The following is a 19301-nucleotide window of genomic DNA, read 5'->3' on the forward strand; positions in this document are numbered from 1 at the left end:
GCGCGCCCTTTTCGGCGAAAGCCGCCGTGTCGTCAACCCACCGGGAGGTGCCAACCATGAATGAACACGAACTCGACGAAGCCCAGGCTCCGTTGCCCCCAGCAGGTGAAAAACTCCAGAAGGTCCTTGCGCGTATCGGCGTAGGCTCGCGTCGTGACGTAGAGGCCTGGATCGGCGAAGGCCGCATCAAGGTCAACGGCAAGGTGGCCACCCTCGGCCAGCGCGTCGACCTGCACGACGCCATCAGTGTGGATGGCAAGCTGATCAAGCGCGAAGAGGCGTCCGAAACGGTCCGCCGCGTGATCATCTACAACAAGCCTGACGGCGAGATCTGCACCCGCGACGACCCCGAAGGCCGCCCGACCGTATTCGATCGCCTGCCGCGCCCGCGCGAAGGTCGCTGGATCAACATCGGTCGCCTGGACATCAACACCACCGGCCTGCTGATGTTCACCACCGACGGTGAGCTGGCCAACCGCCTGATGCACCCGTCCTACGAGATGGACCGCGAATACGCGGTGCGTGTGCGCGGCGAAGTGGACGACGACATGATCGCCCGCCTCAAGGAAGGTGTGGTGCTCGAAGACGGCCCGGCCAAGTTCACTGACATCCAGCAAGCACCTGGCGGCGAAGGCTTCAACCACTGGTACCACTGCGTGGTGATGGAAGGGCGTAACCGCGAAGTTCGCCGCTTGTGGGAGTCCCAGGGGCTGGTGGTCAGCCGCCTGAAGCGCGTGCGTTTCGGCCCGGTGTTCCTCAACTCGGACCTGCCCATGGGCCGCTGGCGCGAACTGGGCCAGCACGAGGTGGACATTCTGGCTGGCGAAGTGGGCCTCAAGCCCGTTGCCATGCCGGTGCAAACCGCCAAGGCGAAAGAAAAACTCGAGCGTATGCAGCGCAAGTCGGCTCGCCCGCTGGGCCGTAACGAGCGCGTGCGGCAAGTTCGCCCCGCGCTGGAAGGCAGCGAAGAGCGCGCCCCACGCAAGGGTCGCGACGAGCAGAAGCCACGCCCTGCCGCCAACCGTGGCACCGTGGTGGCCGAGCGCCCGAGCGAAGTGCGCGGCGGCAATCGTCGCTCGCCGGACGGCAAGCCAGACGGCAAGCCTGCGGGTTCCCCGAGCGGGCGCCCGGGCGGCAAGCCAAGCGGCCGCTCCACCGGCGCACCCAAAGGTTCGCCAAAGCGTTAAGCCCCTGCCGCCCGGGTAGCCCCGGGCGGTTCGCTTTACCCCCGTTTCTCGTCATTCTTCCCCGCCGATCGTTGCCAGCGGGAAAGCGCAGTGCTGATTATTCAAGGTGACCGCTTTTGACCGCTTCCCACCCCTCCGATTCAGGCGCCCTCAAGCGTGGCCTGAAGAACCGCCATATCCAACTCATTGCCCTCGGTGGTGCCATCGGCACTGGCCTGTTCCTGGGATCCGCTGGTGTGCTGAAGTCTGCCGGCCCGTCGATGATCCTTGGCTACGCCCTGTGCGGGTTTATCGCATTCCTCATCATGCGTCAGCTCGGCGAGATGATCGTGGAAGAACCGGTAGCGGGTTCGTTCAGCCATTTCGCCCATCGCTACTGGGGCGGCTTCGCAGGCTTTCTATCCGGCTGGAACTGCTGGCTGCTGTACACCCTGGTGGGCATGTCCGAGCTCACAGCGGTGGGCAAGTACATCCAATACTGGTGGCCGGAGATCCCTACCTGGGCATCTGCGGCCGGCTTCTTCGCTCTGGTAACGCTGGTCAACCTGGCGAACGTACGGGTGTTCGGCGAGGCCGAGTTTTGCTTTGCGATCATCAAGGTCGCGGCGGTGGTAGGCATGATCGGCCTGGGTAGCTGGTTGCTGGTTTCTGGCCATGGCGGGCCCCAGGCGAGCGTGGCAAACCTATGGGAGCACGGTGGGTTCTTCCCTAACGGCATACACGGCCTGGTGATGGCGCTGGCGCTGATCATGTTCTCGTTCGGTGGCCTGGAAATGCTCGGCTTCACTGCCGCGGAAGCAGACCGGCCACGGGAGGTCATCCCCAAGGCCATCAACCAGGTGATCTGGCGCATCCTGATCTTCTACGTCGGTGCTTTGGTCGTGCTGTTGTCGTTGATTCCCTGGGACAGCCTGCTCGGTACCCTGGGCAGCGCCGGCGATGCCTATAGCGCCAGCCCCTTCGTGCAAGTGTTCGCCATGTTGGGCAGTGGCACGGCCGCTCATGTGCTCAACTTCGTGGTGCTTACCGCTGCGGTGTCGGTGTACAACAGCGGCGCCTATTGCAACGGGCGCATGCTGGTAGGCATGGCGGAGCAGGGCGATGCACCCGCAGTGCTGGCCCGGATCGACCGCCGCGGCGTACCCGTGCTGGCGATCCTGGCCTCGGCGGCAGTCACTGCGGTTACCGTGCTGCTGAACTACCTCATGCCCCACGATGCCCTGGAAGTACTGATGGCGCTGGTGGTGGCCACGCTGGTAATCAACTGGGCGATGATCAGTTGGTCTCATCTGCGCTTCCGCCAGCACCTTGATCGCCAGGGCCAGCGGCCCCTGTTCAAGGCGGTGTGGTACCCGGCTGGCAATTACCTCTGCCTGGCCTTCGTGGTGCTGATTCTCGGCGTGATGTGGGCCATGGGCATGCACGTGCCGGTGATGATGATCCCGGTATGGGTGCTGGTGTCGCTGGGGTTGTACCGGTTGAAATCGCGGCGCTGAATACCTTCCCCGGCACTATGTGGGGCCGGGGAGGAGCCCTGCGGGGAAACCCGGGAACAGGTACTCTGCGTCTGCGCTAGAATCCCTATCTTCGATCACTCACACGGCGCACTCATGGCTTTTACACCGCACCCCCTGGCGGTCACGCTTCAGGTTGTTTCCATAGTAATGTTCACCTTTATCGGCTACCTGAACATCGGCATTCCGCTGGCTGTGTTGCCGGGCTTCGTGCATACCACCCTGGGGTTCGGTGCGGTACTGGCCGGCCTGGTGATCAGTGTGCAGTACCTGGCCACCTTGCTCAGCCGGCCCTATGCCAGCCGCATCATCGATAACCGCGGCAGCAAGCAGGCGGTGATCTACGGGCTGTTCGGCTGTGGGCTCAGTGGTGTGTTCATGCTGCTGGCGGCGTGGTTGCAGGCGCTGCCGGGGCTCAGCCTGGCCTGCCTGTTCGTTGGCCGTATCGTGCTGGGGTCGGCCGAAAGCCTGGTGGGGTCCGGCGCTATCGGGTGGGGCATCGGCCGGGTGGGCGCTGCCCACACCGCCAAGGTCATCTCCTGGAACGGCATTGCCAGTTACGGTGCGCTGGCCATCGGCGCGCCGGGCGGGGTGTGGCTGGTAGGGCAGCTGGGGCTATGGAGCATGGGCGTGGCGGTGCTGCTGTTGTCCGCCCTGGGCGTGGCCCTGGCGTCGCCGAAGTTGGCCGCGCCTATCGTCAGCGGCGAGCGCTTGCCGTTCATTCATGTGCTGGGGCGGGTATTCCCGCATGGCTGCGGGCTGGCCTTGGGCGGCATTGGCTTCGGCACCATTGCCACCTTCATCACGCTGTATTACGCATCCAATCAGTGGGGCAACGCCGCGCTGTGCCTCTCGTTGTTCGGCGCCTGTTTCATCTTCGCGCGGCTGTTGTTCGGGGGCATGATCAACCGCCTGGGCGGCTTCCGGGTGGCGATCGCTTGCCTGGGGGTAGAGTCGCTGGGCTTGCTGATGCTGTGGCTGGCACCCAGCATGGAGTGGGCGATGGCGGGGGCGGCGCTGAGCGGCTTCGGCTTCTCGCTGGTGTTCCCGGCGCTGGGCGTGGAAGCGGTCAACCTGGTACCCGCCTCAAGCCGTGGCGCTGCGGTAGGCGCCTATTCGCTGTTCGTCGACCTGTCCCTTGGCCTTACCGGCCCGGTGGCCGGTGCCGTGGCGTCAGGCTTCGGCTTCGCCTCGATTTTCCTCGTTGCGGCCATTGCCGCCGCAGCCGGCCTGCTGCTCAGCCTGCGGCTGTACAAGCAAAGCTTGAACGCGCCGCGGCATCCGGACGAGCCGTTGTAACATCCGTTCGGCAGCGCAGGTCGGCATGAGCGCATTGGAGTTGGTTCTCACAGTCTTAGGGGCGTACTTGGTGCCGGACGACATTGATGCAGCCTTTCAAGGCGCGATCGAATTGATGTTCCAATAACCAAGGCGCTCCTTTCCCCTATACAGCGGCCCCGCCCACGGTCATCGCAGCCCCAGGCGCGGCGCCTTGAGCGTCGCGTCAATCCACGCAGCCGCTGCCCATCACTTCATATTCGAGCAAGTGGCGTTGGCCCTTGCTGTCCTCGTACAGCATGTGCAGCGGCACCACCCGGCACACGTTGGGTATCGACTCCATGGACACTACCCGGGCGATGTCCAGGGGCATGGAATAGCTATAGTGTTCTACAGGAAGTTCATCCGCCGCGGCGGGCAACGCCGCCACGATTGCCATGGGCAGGGCGCAGGCGGAGAGTGCGAACATCAAGCGTTTCATTGCGGTTTACCTTTTTACGGTCGAACGTGCCCGCGCGACCGTTTTTCGGGGCGCGGGCTGGCGTTCAGGGAGCGTTTGGAAGCAGGCCTTCGTGGGGGCTGTTCAGTGCGTTGCCATTGCTGGCGGGGCGCATTCTAGGCGCGGCCTTGACGGCGGTAACAGGCTGGCTTTTGATAAACAGTATTATCGGAATACGTAACAATTGCGCTGCCTCAGGCAGTGCTGCACCGCGACTATTACTACCATCGTCGAATGGTTGCCTGGCCGTGGGTTCACGTACAACGCAACCATACAAGAACAATGATTGCCCCCGAGGAAAGTAAAGATGAGTGCGGCTTCCCTGTACCCCGTTCGCCCCGAAGTGAAGGAAAACACCCTCACCGACGAGGCAACCTACAAGGCCATGTACCAGCAGTCCGTGGTGAACCCCGACGGCTTCTGGCGCGAGCAAGCCCAGCGTCTGGACTGGATCAAACCCTTCGACAAGGTGAAGCAGACCTCCTTCGACGACCATCGCGTGGACATCAAGTGGTTCGCCGACGGCACGCTGAACGTGGCCTACAACTGCCTTGACCGCCACCTGGAAACCCGTGGCGACCAGGCTGCGATCATCTGGGAAGGGGACGACCCGGCCGACAGCCGCACCATCACCTACCGTGAGCTTCACGAAGAGGTGTGCAAGTTCGCCAACGCCCTGCGCGGCCAAGACGTGCACCGGGGCGACGTGGTCACCCTCTACATGCCGATGATCCCTGAAGCGGTGGTAGCCATGCTGGCCTGCGCCCGTATCGGCGCCATCCATTCGGTGGTATTCGGTGGCTTTTCGCCGGAAGCCTTGGCCGGGCGCATCATCGACTGCAAGTCCAAGGTGGTGATCACGGCGGACGAAGGCGTGCGGGGCGGCAAGAAAACCTCGCTCAAGGCCAACGTGGACCGGGCGCTGACCAACCCGGAAACCAGTAGCGTGCAGAAGGTGATCGTGTGCAAGCGCACCGGTGGCGAGATCGAGTGGAACCGCCACCGCGACATCTGGTACCACGCGCTGCTGGAAGTGGCTTCGAGCACCTGTGCGCCGAAGGAAATGGGCGCCGAGGAAGCATTGTTCATCCTCTACACCTCGGGCTCCACCGGCAAGCCAAAGGGTGTGTTGCACACCAGCGCGGGTTACCTGCTGTACGCGGCACTCACCCATGAGCGCGTGTTCGACTACAAGCCGGGCGAAATCTACTGGTGCACGGCCGACGTAGGCTGGGTGACCGGCCACAGCTACATCGTGTACGGCCCGCTGGCCAACGGTGCCACTACGTTGTTGTTCGAGGGCGTGCCCAACTACCCGGACATCACCCGCGTGTCGAAGATCATCGACAAGCACAAGGTGAACATTCTTTACACCGCACCCACGGCCATTCGCGCCATGATGGCTGAAGGCACCGCCGCCGTGGAGGGCGCGGATGGCTCCAGCCTGCGCCTGCTGGGCTCGGTGGGAGAGCCGATCAACCCCGAGGCCTGGAACTGGTACTACAAGACAGTGGGCAAGGAGCGCTGCCCGATCGTCGATACCTGGTGGCAGACCGAAACCGGTGGCGTGTTGATCAGCCCGCTGCCTGGCGCCATCGGCCTCAAGCCAGGCTCGGCGACCAAGCCGTTCTTCGGGGTGATCCCGGCCCTGGTGGACAACCTGGGCAACCTCATCGAAGGCGCGGCCGAAGGCAACCTGGTGATCCTCGATTCCTGGCCAGGCCAGGCGCGTTCGCTGTACGGCGACCATGACCGCTTTGTGGATACTTACTTCAAAACCTTCCGAGGCATGTACTTCACCGGCGACGGCGCCCGCCGCGACGAGGACGGCTACTACTGGATCACCGGCCGCGTGGACGATGTGCTCAACGTGAGCGGCCACCGCATGGGCACCGCGGAAATCGAAAGCGCCATGGTCGCGCACCCCAAGGTGGCCGAGGCGGCTGTGGTGGGCGTGCCACACGACATCAAGGGGCAGGGCATCTACGTGTACGTAACCCTCAACGCCGGCGAGCAGCCCAGCGAAGCGCTTCGCCAGGAGCTGAAAAACTGGGTGCGCAAGGAAATCGGCCCTATCGCTTCACCCGATGTGATTCAGTGGGCGCCGGGGTTACCCAAAACCCGCTCCGGCAAGATCATGCGGCGTATTCTGCGCAAGATCGCGACCGCTGAATACGGGGCGTTGGGCGATATTTCCACCCTGGCCGACCCTGGCGTGGTGCAGCACCTGATCGACACCCACCGGCAAATGTCGGCGGCCTGACCCCTCAGGATCCAAGGCCGTTTATCGAGCCCCGCTTCGGCGGGGCTTTTGCTGTGTGGAAACCCAAGCGGTGTTACCGGATAATGCGCCCGCTGAAACCGTAAGGAACAGTTTACGGAGCGGTTGGCGGTCGCATGAACCGGGATCAACATCCCGATCGCTCTAGCATGCGGCCCCGTTGGAAAGGGCAGGAAACTTGCAGTAAGTTCTAGTTTGAACTCTCGCGCTTGATCAATACCGGGCCGCCTTGTCAATAGGCTGGCTGCCGGTATTCGTTCGTTCTGTAATATGTTGTCGCATTGCAGAAATTTCCCATCCCCGCACGCCGCTAGAATGCCCCCACTCGCTTCCGCTTTGGAGGCGCGATTGATCCTGGTAACACGCCTGCCCGGCTGTCGTGTGTTACCCCCGATGGAGTTCACCCATGAAGAAGCTTGCACTCTTTGGTGCCCTGGCGCTGTCCGTGTTGTCCTTCGCCGCCGCAGCGGAAGACAAGCCGATGAAGATTGGTATCGAAGCCGCTTACCCGCCCTTCGCCTCCAAAGCACCCGACGGCAGCATCGTTGGCTTCGACTACGACATCGGCAATGCCCTGTGCGCCGAGATGAAGGTCAAGTGTGTATGGGTGGAGCAAGAGTTCGACGGCCTGATCCCGGCGCTCAAAGTGCGCAAGATCGACGCCATCCTGTCGTCCATGTCCATCACCGAAGACCGCAAGAAATCCGTGGACTTCACTAACCGCTACTACCTCACCCCGGCTCGCCTGGTGATGAAGGAAGGCTTTGCGCTGGACGACTCCCTGAGCGCGCTCAAAGGCAAGAACATCGGCGTGCAGCGTGGCTCGATCCATGAACGCTTCGCCCGCGAAGTGCTGGCGCCCAAGGGCGTGGAAGTGAAACCCTACGGCTCGCAGAACGAAATCTACCTCGACCTGGCCGCTGGCCGCCTCGACGGTACCCTGGCCGACGCCACCTTGCTGCAGGACGGCTTCCTGAAGACCGATTCGGGCAAAGGCTTCGCCTTCGCCGGCCCGGCCTTCACTGACGTGAACTACTTCGGCGACGGTGTAGGCATTGCCGTGCGCAAGGGCGACAAGGCCAACCTGGACAAGCTGAACGCGGCGATCACGGCAATTCGCGCCAACGGCGAGTATAAAAAGATTCAGGACAAGTATTTCAACTTCGATATCTACGGCCAATAACTCGGCTGTGTCCCCTCGCAGGGCCGTTCGCGGCCCCGCTCTCTTTTTATTGCCCTAAGCGGTCGTTTACGCCCGCGCTCATTCTGAAGGCTTGCGAGCATGTTGAAAGGCTACGGCGAGGTCATCCTCGAGGGGGTCGGCCTGACCCTGCAACTGGCGCTCTCGTCCATGGCGCTGGCCATCGTGCTGGGGCTGTTGGGTGCCGCGTTCCGCCTGTCGCCGGTGCGTGCGCTGGCCTGGCTGGGCGAACTGTATTCCACGGTGATCCGCGGTATTCCGGACCTGGTACTGATCCTGCTGATCTTCTACGGTGGCCAGGACCTGATCAATCGCCTGGGCCCCCTGGTGGGCTATGACGATTACATCGACCTCAATCCGTTGCTCACCGGGGTATTCACCCTGGGGTTCATCTTCGGCGCGTACCTGTCCGAAACCTTCCGCGGCGCCTTCATGGGCATCCCCAAGGGCCAGGCTGAAGCCGGCATGGCCTACGGCATGAGCAGCCTGCAGATTTTCTACCGGGTACTGGTGCCGCAAATGATCCGCCTGGCAATTCCAGGCTTCACCAACAATTGGCTGGTGTTGACCAAGGCGACCGCGCTCATTTCCGTGGTGGGCTTGCAAGACATGATGTTCAAGGCCAAGCAGGCGGCGGATGCCACCCGCGAGCCGTTTACCTTCTATCTGGCCGTGGCGGCGTTGTACCTGGTGATTACCAGTGTTTCGCTGCTGCTGCTCAAATGGCTGGAGCGGCGTTACTCGGTTGGTGTAAGGACGGCAGAACTATGATCTTCGACTACACGGTGATCCAGGCGAACCTCCCGCTGTACCTGGCGGGCATGCTGGAAACCCTCAAGCTGCTGGCGATCTCCTTGGTGCTCGGGCTGCTGGCCGCGCTGCCGCTGGGGCTCATGCGGGTGTCGCGACGGCCCTGGGTGAATGCCCTTGCCTGGACGTACACCTACGTGATCCGCGGTACGCCCATGCTGGTGCAGCTGTTCTTGATCTACTACGGCCTGGCGCAGTTCGCCGCCGTGCGTGAAAGCATACTGTGGCCATGGTTATCCAATGCCACCTTCTGCGCCTGCCTGGCCTTTGCCATCAATACCAGCGCCTACACGGCCGAGATCATCGCCGGCAGCCTGCGCGCCACGCCTCATGGCGAGATCGAAGCGGCGCGGGCCATGGGCATGTCGCGGGCCTTGATGTACCGGCGCATTCTGCTGCCGTCGGCCATGCGCCGCGCGTTGCCGCAATACAGCAACGAAGTGATCATGATGCTGCAGACCACCAGCCTGGCCTCCATCGTGACCCTGATGGACATCACCGGCGCGGCCCGCACGGTCACCGCGCAGTATTACCTGCCGTTCGAAGCGTACATTACCGCGGGCGCCATCTACCTGGCCCTTACCTTCATCCTCGTGCGGCTGTTCAAGCTGGCCGAGCGGCGCTGGCTGGGCTACCTGGCGCCACGCAAGGGCTGATCGCGTTCATGGGCGGCGCGCTGCCCACCCTTATTTCAGAGAACACAGCATGAACAAACTCGAAGTACAGGACCTGCACAAGCGCTACGGCAGCCATGAAGTGCTCAAGGGCGTAAGCCTGGCGGCCAAGGCAGGCGATGTGATCAGCATCATCGGGTCCAGTGGCTCGGGCAAAAGCACCTTCCTGCGGTGCATCAACCTGCTGGAGCAACCTTGGTCCGGGCAGATCCTGCTCAACAACGAAGCCCTCAAGCTGGTGCCCAACAAAGGCGGCGGCCTCAAGGCCGGTGACCCGAAGCAGTTGCAGCGCATGCGCGCCAGGCTGGCAATGGTGTTCCAGCACTTCAACCTGTGGTCCCACATGACCGCATTGCAGAACGTGATGGAAGCACCGGTGCACGTGCTCGGGATGAGCAAGAAGGATGCCCAGGAAAAGGCAGAGCACTACTTGGCCAAAGTAGGGGTGACCCACCGCAAGGACGCCTACCCCGGCCATATGTCCGGCGGCGAACAGCAGCGCGTGGCCATTGCCCGGGCATTGGCGATGGAGCCGGAAGTGATGCTGTTCGATGAGCCTACCTCCGCGCTGGACCCCGAGCTGGTGGGTGACGTGCTCAAGGTAATGCAATCGCTGGCGCAGGAAGGCCGCACCATGGTGGTGGTCACACACGAAATGGGCTTTGCCCGGGAAGTGTCCAACCAGGTGGTGTTCCTTCATCAAGGGCTGGTGGAGGAGCGGGGCAACCCCCGTGAGGTGCTGGCCAATCCGCAGTCGGATCGGCTGCGCCAGTTCCTCTCCGGTAGTCTTAAATGAGCGTATTTCGCGCCGCCCGGAACTTCACTGCGTGAGTGCTCACATGACTGCCCAGCGTATCGGCTTTCTTATCTGGCCTGGCACCAAGGCACTGACCCTGGCGCTGGCCGAGGAGGCCTTGACCGTCGCCCGCAAGGTGCATCCCGAAGTGCTGTACGAGCCGTTGTTCCTCCAGGCCGAAGCACCAACCGCGGGCGGCTGGCAATTGCCGGGTGAACCCTGGGCCGGGCGCCTCGAAGGCTGTCAGAAGCTATTCCTGGTGGCGGACGAACCCCCGGCCTCCATGGCGCCCGCGCTGTCCAGCGCATTGAAGCAACTGGTACGCGGCGGGTGCGTGATCGGCGGCTTGTCCGCGGGTATTTATCCGCTCGCGCAACTCGGCTTGCTGGATGGCTACCGCGCCTCGGTGCACTGGCGCTGGCAGGACGATTTCAGTGAGCGTTTCCCCAAGGTGATTGCCACCAGCCACCTGTTCGACTGTGACCGTGATCGCCTCACGGCTTGCGGTGGCCTGGCCGTACTCGACCTGATGCTGGCCCTGCTGGCGCGCGACCACGGCGCCGAACTGGCAGGCGCGGTGTCGGAAGAACTGGTGGTGGAACGCATCCGTGAAGGCGGCGAGCGCCAGCGCATACCCCTGCAAAACCGCCTCGGTTCCAGCCACCCCAAGCTCACCCAGGCGGTGCTGCTGATGGAAGCGAACATCGAGGAGCCGCTCACCACCGACGAAATCGCCCAGCACGTGTGTGTGTCGCGGCGCCAGCTGGAGCGGATCTTCAAGCAGTACTTGAACCGGGTGCCCAGCCAGTACTACCTCGAGTTGCGCCTGAACAAGGCCCGCCAGATGCTGATGCAAACCAGCAAGTCGATTATCCAGATCGGCCTGTCGTGCGGCTTTTCCTCCGGCCCGCATTTCTCCAGTGCGTACCGCAACTTCTTTGGAGCTACCCCGCGCGAAGATCGCAACCAGCGCCGCGCCGGCAGCCCGTTCGAGCTGGCCCCTGTTCCAGCAGAGCGCGGGTAGGAAAACGTGCAGGCGCCAGCGTAGCCCGGGAATCCAGGGCCATTCGCCGGCTGCGTCGGCGCCTGCAAGTGTTTTAAACTGTCCCTATTTGTCGCATTGCTGAAAACCCCGGTATTTCGGGGGTTCTGGCTGTAACAAGTTGTCGCTTGGCGGCAAGGCCAAGGGCCAACCACTCCTTACAATCCTCCCATCGCCGGCCACTTTCAGGCCCGCGCTTCGCTTCAGGAGACGCTGATGTCCGCTGATCACGCCCAGGTGCAACGCACCGATTTCGACCAGGTAATGGTCCCCAACTATGCGCCGGCGGGTTTCATTCCCGTGCGTGGGGCAGGCTCTCGAGTCTGGGACCAGGCGGGTCGCGAGCTGATCGACTTCTCCGGCGGCATCGCGGTCAACGTGCTGGGCCATGCCCACCCTGCGTTGGTCGGCGCGCTTACCGAGCAGGCCAACAAGCTGTGGCACGTGTCCAACGTGTTCACCAATGAACCGGCCCTGCGCCTGGCCAAAAAGCTGGTGGCCGCCACGTTTGCCGAGCGCGTGTTCTTCTGCAATTCGGGCGCGGAGGCCAACGAAGCCTGCTTCAAGCTGGCACGTCGCGTGGCCCATGACACGTTCGGCCCGGAAAAATACGAGATCATCGCCGCGGTCAACAGCTTCCACGGGCGTACCCTGTTCACCGTGAGCGTGGGCGGCCAGCCCAAGTACTCCGATGGTTTCGGGCCGAAGATCGAAGGGATCACCCATATCCCCTACAACGACCTCGACGCGCTGAAAGCCGCGATCTCGGACAAGACCTGCGCCGTGGTGCTCGAGCCTATCCAGGGTGAAGGCGGCGTGTTGCCGGCAGACCGGGCTTACCTCGAAGGCGCTCGCGCCCTGTGCGACCAGCACAACGCGCTGCTGGTGTTCGACGAAGTGCAAAGCGGCATGGGGCGTAGCGGCAAGCTGTTCGCCTACATGCAGTACGGCGTGACCCCCGATATCCTCTCCAGCGCCAAGAGCCTGGGCGGTGGCTTCCCGATCGGTGCAATGCTCACCACCGAGAAATTGGCCCGCCACCTGAGCGTAGGCGTGCACGGTACTACCTACGGCGGCAACCCGTTGGCCTGCGCGGTAGCGGAAGCGGTGGTGGATGTGATCAATACCCCTGAAGTGCTGGAAGGCGTTCAGGTTCGCCATGAGCGCTTCGCCACCCGCCTGCGCGCCATCGGCGAACAGTACGGGGTGTTTACTGAAGTGCGTGGCATGGGCCTGCTGATCGGCTGTGTGCTGAGTGAACAGTGGAAGGGCAAGGCGAAGGAATTCTTCAACGCCGCCGAGCGCAACGACCTGATGATCCTGCAGGCCGGCCCGGACGTGGTCCGCTTCGCCCCCAGCCTGGTGATCGACATCGCTGACATCGACGAAGGCCTCGACCGCTTCGAGCGCGCTGTCGCCCAGCTGACCCAGGCCTGACGGCTGACCGGCGGGGCCGTGCGCCCCGCCTTTATTTTCTTGATTCAAAGGAGTGGCACCATGCTCGTGATGCGCCCTGCGCAAATGGCTGACCTGGACGAGGTGCAACGGCTCGCCGCAGACAGCCCGATCGGTGTCACTTCCCTGCCCGACGACCTGGAGCGCCTGCGCGACAAGATCGTTGCGTCGCAAGCCTCCTTTGCCGCCGAAGTCAGCTTCAACGGTGAAGAGAGCTATTTCTTCGTGCTCGAAGACACCGCTCGCGGCACCTTGGTAGGTTGCTCGGCCATCGTTGCGTCGGCCGGTTACTCCGAGCCGTTCTACAGTTTTCGCAACGAAACCTTCGTTCACGCCTCTCGCGAACTGAAGATCCACAACAAGATTCACGTGTTGTCCCAGTGCCATGACCTTACGGGTAACAGCCTGCTCACCAGTTTCTATGTGCTGCCGGAACTGGTGGCCACACCTTGGGCCGAGCTCAACTCGCGGGCGCGCCTGCTGTTCATGGCCAACCACCCGGAGCGTTTCGCCGATTCCGTGGTGACTGAAATCGTTGGCTACAGCGACGAACACGGCGACTCGCCGTTCTGGGACGCCATCGGCCGTAATTTCTTCGACATCAACTACGCGGCGGCGGAGCGCTTGTGTGGGTTGAAAAGCCGCACATTCCTGGCCGAGCTGATGCCTCACTACCCGATCTATGTGCCGCTGCTGCCGGACGCCGCCCAGGAGGCCATGGGCCAAGTGCATCCAAGGGCGCAGGTCACCTTCGACATCCTCATGCGCGAAGGCTTCGAAACCGAGCATTACATCGACATCTTCGACGGCGGGCCGACCCTGCACGCCCGAACCTCCAACATCCGCTCGATTGCCAGCAGCCGCGTGGTGCCTGTGAAGGTAGATGAGAACGCTGCCAAGGGCGGGCGTCCGTATCTGGTAGCGAACTGCAATTTGCAGGACTACCGCGCCGCGTTGCTGGAACTGGACTGGGCGCCAGGCAAGCCTGTGAGCTTGCCGGCGGCCGTGGCCGAACGCCTCGGCGTGGCCGATGGCGCCAGCGTCCGCGTAGTGGCCGTGTAAAACAGCAGGGTTGGTTGCCTGGCTACGTCAGGCTGAGCATCGCGGCGCCCTTGGCGGCCGCTCGAGGAGTACACATGATTGTTCGTCCCGTACGCAGCAGCGACCTCAGCGCGCTGATCGACCTGGCTCGCGGCACCGGCCCGGGCCTGACGACCCTGCCTGCCAACGAGGAGCGCCTGGCCCACCGAGTAGGCTGGGCGGAGAAGACCTTCCGCGGCGAGGCCGAGCGGGGCGATACCGATTACCTGTTCGTGCTGGAAACCGATGACGGCACCGTGGTGGGCACCTCCGCCATTGCTGGCGCGGTAGGGCAGCGCGAACCCTGGTACAACTATCGCGTGGGCCTGACCGTCAGCGCCTCGAAAGAGCTGAACATTTACCGGGAAATTCCCACCCTGTTCCTGGCCAACGACCTTACCGGCAACTCCGAGCTGTGCTCGCTGTTCCTGCGTGACGACATGCGCAACGGCCTGAACGGCCGCCTGCTGGCCAAGGCGCGGCTGTTGTTCATGGCCGAATTCACCGGCCTGTTCGGCAACAAGGTGATCGCCGAGCTGCGAGGCATCTCTGATCAGGCGGGGCGCTCGCCGTTCTGGGAAAGCCTGGGCCGGTACTTCTTCAAGATGGAATTCAGCCAGGCCGATTACCTTACCGGCGTAGGTAATCGTGCATTTATCGCCGAGTTGATGCCCAAGTTTCCGCTCTATACCTGTTTCCTTTCCGAAGCCGCCCGCGAGGTGATCGGCAAGGTGCACCCAGACACCGAGCCGGCCCTTTCGATGCTGCGCGCCGAGGGCTTCAACTACCAAGGGTACGTGGACATCTTCGACGCCGGCCCGGCCGTGGAATGCGAAGTGGCGAAAATACGTGCCGTTCAGGAGAGCAAAAGCCTGGTGCTTGCCGTTGGCACACCGGGCGATGATGCCCCTGTGTATCTGATCCATAACCGCCAACTGGAGCACTGCCGCATCACCGCGGCGCCGGCGCGCCTGGCGGCCGGCACCCTGGTGGTCGACCCGCTTACTGCCCGCCGTTTGCGCCTGCATGCGGGCGACCAGGTACGCGCGGTCACCTTGTCACCCAACACGGCTCTGGAGGGCCAGCCATGACCACTTTGTTCATCGACGGGCAATGGCTCGCGGGCGAAGGCGAAGCCTTCCAGTCGCTCGATCCGGTTAGCCAGCGTGTGATCTGGGAAGGGCAAGCCGCCTCGGCCGCGCAAGTGAAATCGGCTGTGGCCGCCGCGCGCCAGGCATTCCCGCAGTGGGCAACGCTGCCGCTGGAAACCCGCATCGGTTATTTGCAAGCGTTCGCCGAGCGGCTCAAAGCCTCGAGTGATCAGCTGGCCCGCTGCATCGGTGAAGAAACCGGCAAGCCGCTGTGGGAAGCCGCCACGGAAGTGACCAGCATGGTCAACAAGGTGGCAATTTCTATTCAGGCGTACGAAGAGCGCACCGGCGAAAAACACGGCGTGCTGGGCGATGCCAAGGCCGTGCTGCGCCACAAACCCCACGGCGTAGTGGCGGTGTTCGGCCCTTACAACTTCCCTGGCCACCTGCCTAATGGCCACATCGTGCCGGCGCTGTTGGCCGGTAATACCGTGGTGTTCAAACCCAGCGAGCTTACGCCCGCGGTGGCGGCACTCACGGTCAAGTGCTGGGAAGAGGCGGGGCTGCCTGCGGGCGTGCTCAACCTGGTGCAAGGGGCCCGCGATACCGGCGTGGCCTTGGCGGACGCGGACATCGACGGCGTGTTCTTTACCGGCTCCAGCCGTACCGGCAACCATTTGCATGCCTTGTTCGCCGGCCGCCCCGAAAAAATCCTCGCGCTGGAAATGGGCGGCAACAACCCCTTGGTGGTAGACGAGGTGGAGGACCTGGACGCAGCCGTTTACACCATCGTGCAATCGGCCTTTATTTCCGCTGGCCAGCGTTGCACCTGCGCCCGGCGCCTGCTGGTGCCAGAGGGGGACTGGGGTGATCGCCTGTTGGCACGGTTGGTGGAAGTGGCCCGTGGCATTCGCGTGGGCGCCTTCGACGAACAGCCCGCGCCGTTCATGGGCTCGGTGGTTTCGCTCGCGGCTGCCCAGGCACTGATGACCGCCCAGGCTGACTTGCTGGCCAAGGGCGCGCAGGCGCTGTTACCGATGACCCAGCCCAACCCCGGCGCGGCACTGCTGACGCCCGGCCTGATAGACGTTACCGCCGTGGCCGAGCGTTCGGACGAAGAACTGTTTGGCCCGCTGCTGCAGGTGGTGCGCTATCAGAACTTCGATGGCGCGATCGCCGAAGCCAACCACACCCGTTACGGCCTGGCCGCTGGCCTGCTGTCCGATTCTGCCGAGCGCTACCAGCACTTCTGGCTGCACAGCCGCGCTGGCATCGTGAACTGGAACAAGCAACTGACCGGCGCCGCCAGCAGTGCACCGTTCGGTGGGGTAGGTGCCTCGGGCAATCACCGAGCCAGCGCATACTACGCGGCTGATTATTGTGCCTTCCCGGTGGCTTCCCTTGAGGCAGACCGGGTAAGCCTGCCGGCCACCCTTACACCGGGTGTGACGCTGTAAGCCGCGGGCGGCCAGCCGCGGGCGGCCTTGAGTTGCAAGCTGCAAGCGGCAAGTAAAGGCAAAAGCAAGAGCAAGCAAAAGCAAAAGCAAAAGCAAAAGCAAAAGCCAAAGCAAAAGCAAAAGCAGTAAGCCATAAGACATTTAGCGGGAGCCGGGCCAATGAAAGCGTTTGAAGTCAACTTTGACGGGCTGGTGGGGCCTACCCACAACTATGGCGGCTTGTCTTATGGCAACGTTGCTTCGCAGAGCAACAGCCAGGCGCAGTCCAACCCGCGGGAAGCCGCGCGCCAAGGGTTGGCGAAGATGAAAGCCTTGAGCGACATGGGCTTTGTGCAGGGCGTGTTGGCGCCTCAGGAGCGCCCCGATGTGGCTGGCTTGCGCCGCCTGGGGTTCGCCGGCACCGACGCCGAAGTGATCGCCGCCGCTGCCCGTGATGCCATGCCGATTCTCGCGGCCAGTTGCTCAGCGTCAAGCATGTGGGTGGCCAACGCTGCGACCGTGAGCCCCAGCGCAGACACCGCCGACAGCCGGGTGCACTTCACCGCGGCCAACCTTAATTGCAAATACCACCGCAGCATCGAGCACCCAACGACCAGTCGCGTGTTGGCCGCCATGTTCGCGGACCCCGCTCATTTCGCTCACCACGCGGCGCTACCCGCGGTGGCTCAGTTCGGTGACGAAGGCGCGGCGAACCACACCCGGTTCTGCAAGGACTATGGCGCGCCGGGAGTAGAGTTCTTCGTGTACGGCCGTGCGGCCTTCGATAGCCGCCGCCCCTCGCCACAACGCTACCCGGCGCGGCAAACCCTCGAAGCTTCCCAGGCGGTGGCGCGCCTGCATGGGCTGAGCGAGGCCGGGACGGTCTACGCGCAGCAGAACCCGGCAGTGATCGACCAGGGCGTGTTCCACAACGACGTGATCGCGGTGGGCAACGGCGAGGTGCTGTTCCATCACCAGGACGCCTTCCTCGAAACCGAGCAGGTGCTGGGTGAGTTGGCGGCGAAATTGAGCCAGCGGGGTGGGCATTTCCAGTCCATCAGCGTGCCCCGCGACCAGGTAAGCGTGGAAGACGCTGTACGCTCGTACCTGTTCAACAGCCAACTGCTCACCCGCGCAGACGGCCGCATGCTGTTGATCGTGCCGGAAGAATGCCGCGCCAACCCGCGCGTGTGGGATTACCTGCAGGCGCTTACGGCTGGCAATGGCCCGATTGCCCAGGTTCAAGTGTTCGACCTCAAGCAAAGCATGCAGAACGGCGGTGGCCCGGCCTGCCTGCGCCTGCGCGTGGCCCTCAACGAACAAGAACTGGCGGCGGTGAACCCAGGGGTTATCATGACGGCCAGCCTGTACGAGCGGCTGACCCAATGGGTGGACCGGCACTACCGCGATCGCCTGAGCGATGCGGACCTGGCTGATCCACAATTGCTGGTAGAGTGCCGTACAGCGCTGGATGAACTCACCGTGCTGCTGCAGCTCGGCTCGGTTTATCCATTCCAACTCAATTGAAGGGAACCCCAACCATGTCAGATGCCCTGCGGCTGATCCTTGAAGATGACGACGGCACTCAGCTTGAAACCTCCTGCACCCGCCTGGCGGTGATGTGGCAAGGCAAGGAACTGTGGATTCAAATCGGCGGCAACGATCAGTTGTTGATCGGCGTGGATGTGGACGAGGGCGATACCGAGTACGCCAACTTGCTGATGCGCCCGATGGCCACCAACCTGGTGAGCTTGCAGCTGGAAATGGAACCTGCCGAACTGGCGGATGAAGAAGACGGCCACGTGCACGGCCCCGACTGCGGCCACCATCACTGACCCCGGCCGGGAGCCCGCCTATGCTGTCGCTTGGAAAACTGCTGGAACTCACCCTGGCCGACCGTGAGCCGGCGCAGAAGACTCAGATGACGGTAAGCGGCACCTGCCTGCGCTGGCTCGCGCCGGGCGCGTTGGAAGTGCGCCCTCATGCGGACCGCGACAATGGGCTGGACCTGCTGCTGTCGGCGGGCATCCATGGCAACGAAACCGCGCCCATCGAGCTGCTCGATTCATTGATTCACGCCATCGCGCGTAATGAGCTGCAGCCCCGGGCGCGGTTGCTCTTCCTGTTCGGTAACCCGGAAGCCATCCGGCGCGGTGAGCGCTATGTGGAGCAGGACGTGAATCGGTTGTTCAACGGCCGTCATGAACTGTCCAGCGGCTTTGAGGCCATGCGTGCCTGTGAGCTGGAGCGGCTGGCCGCCGGTTTCTTCAACCGCCCGGACCGGCAGCGGCTGCACTACGACCTGCACACTGCCATCCGCGGTTCTCGCATCGAGCAGTTTGCCTTGTATCCGTGGAAGGAAGGGCGCGAGCACTCGCGGCTGGAACTGGCGCGTTTGCGCGACGCGGGCATGGAAGCGGTGCTGCTGCAAAACCGTCCCGCCATCACCTTCAGCGCCTACACCTATGAAACCTTGGGGGCCGAGGCCTTTACCCTGGAGCTGGGCAAGGCCCGCCCGTTCGGCCAGAACGCCGAAGTAGACCTGACGCGGCTGGATGCATGCTTGCGTGGGTTGATCGAGGGCAGCGCAGGGGTGGCCGACGGTGACGATCTCACCGGGCTACAGCTGTTCAGCGTGTCCCGCGAGATCATCAAGCACAGCGATAGCTTCCTGCTTCACCTGCCCGCAGACGTGGAAAACTTCTCCGAGTTGCCCACCGGTTACCTTCTGGCCGAGGACGAAGGCACGCGGTGGGTGATCGAGGAGGAGGGCGCCCGGATCATCTTCCCCAACCCCAAGGTGCGCAATGGCCTGCGTGCTGGCATCGTGATTGTGCCCTGTGGGAAGCAGCTGCCTTAGCGGTTTGCTTAAACCCTTATTCGCGAGCTTCGCCTTCGGCTCCGCCGGATGGTCGGCCCCCCAGCTCCCACAGGATTCATCCATCCCCTGAAAGAGC

The 19301-nt window shown here is 63.2% G+C and carries 17 protein-coding genes; 16 read left to right on the forward strand and 1 reads right to left on the reverse strand.

Annotated elements, in window-relative coordinates; translation table 11 throughout:
• Positions 1 to 56: 56 nt before the first annotated feature.
• The 3 genes from rluB (at position 57) to G7016_RS04850 (ending at position 4000) form a co-directional block, all read left to right on the forward strand.
• Positions 57 to 1187: a 23S rRNA pseudouridine(2605) synthase RluB gene (gene rluB / locus G7016_RS04840; protein WP_181111696.1), complete on the forward strand. Its 1131-nt coding sequence runs from the start codon at positions 57 to 59 to the stop codon at positions 1185 to 1187.
• Positions 1188 to 1303: 116 nt separating this feature from the next.
• Entirely contained in the window at positions 1304 to 2683 is a 1380-nt protein-coding gene (locus tag G7016_RS04845; protein ID WP_181111697.1) for an amino acid permease, read from the forward strand.
• Between the two features lie 114 nt (positions 2684 to 2797).
• Positions 2798 to 4000, forward strand: coding sequence for an MFS transporter (locus tag G7016_RS04850; protein WP_181111698.1), 1203 nt, complete (start codon positions 2798 to 2800; stop codon positions 3998 to 4000).
• A gap of 205 nt (positions 4001 to 4205) precedes the next feature.
• On the opposite strand, the gene G7016_RS04855 is transcribed toward G7016_RS04850, so the two are convergent.
• Positions 4206 to 4418, reverse strand: coding sequence for a DUF2790 domain-containing protein (locus G7016_RS04855; protein WP_375139250.1), 213 nt, complete (start codon positions 4416 to 4418; stop codon positions 4206 to 4208).
• 367 nt (positions 4419 to 4785) lie between these two features.
• Here G7016_RS04855 and acs point away from each other — a divergent pair, with 367 nt between their 5' ends.
• From acs to astE, 13 genes are all read left to right on the forward strand, one after another.
• Positions 4786 to 6741: an acetate--CoA ligase gene (gene acs / locus G7016_RS04860; protein ID WP_181111700.1), complete on the forward strand. Its 1956-nt coding sequence runs from the start codon at positions 4786 to 4788 to the stop codon at positions 6739 to 6741.
• Positions 6742 to 7165: 424 nt separating this feature from the next.
• Entirely contained in the window at positions 7166 to 7942 is a 777-nt protein-coding gene (locus G7016_RS04865; protein WP_181111701.1) for an ABC transporter substrate-binding protein, read from the forward strand.
• A 99-nt stretch (positions 7943 to 8041) separates the two neighbouring features.
• On the forward strand, positions 8042 to 8731 hold the full coding sequence (locus tag G7016_RS04870) for an ABC transporter permease (protein WP_181111702.1): 690 nt from the start codon (positions 8042 to 8044) through the stop codon (positions 8729 to 8731).
• Entirely contained in the window at positions 8728 to 9426 is a 699-nt protein-coding gene (locus tag G7016_RS04875; RefSeq protein ID WP_181111703.1) for an ABC transporter permease, read from the forward strand. Before G7016_RS04870 ends, G7016_RS04875 begins: the two co-directional genes overlap by 4 nt.
• A 49-nt stretch (positions 9427 to 9475) precedes the next feature.
• Positions 9476 to 10240: an ABC transporter ATP-binding protein gene (locus tag G7016_RS04880; protein WP_181111704.1), complete on the forward strand. Its 765-nt coding sequence runs from the start codon at positions 9476 to 9478 to the stop codon at positions 10238 to 10240.
• A 43-nt stretch (positions 10241 to 10283) separates the two neighbouring features.
• Positions 10284 to 11264, forward strand: coding sequence for a transcriptional regulator ArgR (argR, locus tag G7016_RS04885; RefSeq protein WP_181111705.1), 981 nt, complete (start codon positions 10284 to 10286; stop codon positions 11262 to 11264).
• Positions 11265 to 11498: 234 nt separating this feature from the next.
• Positions 11499 to 12719, forward strand: a complete 1221-nt coding sequence (locus G7016_RS04890; protein ID WP_181111706.1) for an aspartate aminotransferase family protein — start codon at positions 11499 to 11501, stop codon at positions 12717 to 12719.
• 60 nt (positions 12720 to 12779) lie between these two features.
• Positions 12780 to 13799 (forward strand): arginine/ornithine succinyltransferase subunit alpha, encoded by a 1020-nt coding sequence (aruF, locus tag G7016_RS04895; protein WP_181111707.1) that lies wholly within the window; start codon positions 12780 to 12782, stop codon positions 13797 to 13799.
• A gap of 74 nt (positions 13800 to 13873) precedes the next feature.
• Entirely contained in the window at positions 13874 to 14908 is a 1035-nt protein-coding gene (gene astA, locus G7016_RS04900) for an arginine N-succinyltransferase (protein WP_181111708.1), read from the forward strand.
• Positions 14905 to 16365 carry a succinylglutamate-semialdehyde dehydrogenase gene (gene astD / locus G7016_RS04905; RefSeq protein WP_181111709.1) on the forward strand — a complete coding sequence of 487 codons (1461 nt, stop codon included), beginning with the start codon at positions 14905 to 14907 and terminating at the stop codon, positions 16363 to 16365. The genes astA and astD overlap by 4 nt, the downstream gene beginning before the upstream one ends.
• A 159-nt stretch (positions 16366 to 16524) precedes the next feature.
• Positions 16525 to 17871 carry an N-succinylarginine dihydrolase gene (astB, locus tag G7016_RS04910; protein WP_181111710.1) on the forward strand — a complete coding sequence of 449 codons (1347 nt, stop codon included), beginning with the start codon at positions 16525 to 16527 and terminating at the stop codon, positions 17869 to 17871.
• Positions 17872 to 17885: 14 nt separating this feature from the next.
• Positions 17886 to 18179, forward strand: a complete 294-nt coding sequence (locus tag G7016_RS04915; RefSeq protein ID WP_181111711.1) for a topoisomerase II — start codon at positions 17886 to 17888, stop codon at positions 18177 to 18179.
• Positions 18180 to 18199: 20 nt separating this feature from the next.
• A complete protein-coding gene (astE, locus tag G7016_RS04920; RefSeq protein ID WP_181111712.1) occupies positions 18200 to 19204 on the forward strand; it encodes a succinylglutamate desuccinylase in 1005 nt (334 codons plus the stop codon).
• Positions 19205 to 19301: the final 97 nt, after the last annotated feature.

Origin of the sequence: Pseudomonas japonica, assembly GCF_013522925.1 — a bacterium.
In the GTDB taxonomy this organism is placed as follows: domain Bacteria; phylum Pseudomonadota; class Gammaproteobacteria; order Pseudomonadales; family Pseudomonadaceae; genus Aquipseudomonas; species Aquipseudomonas japonica_A.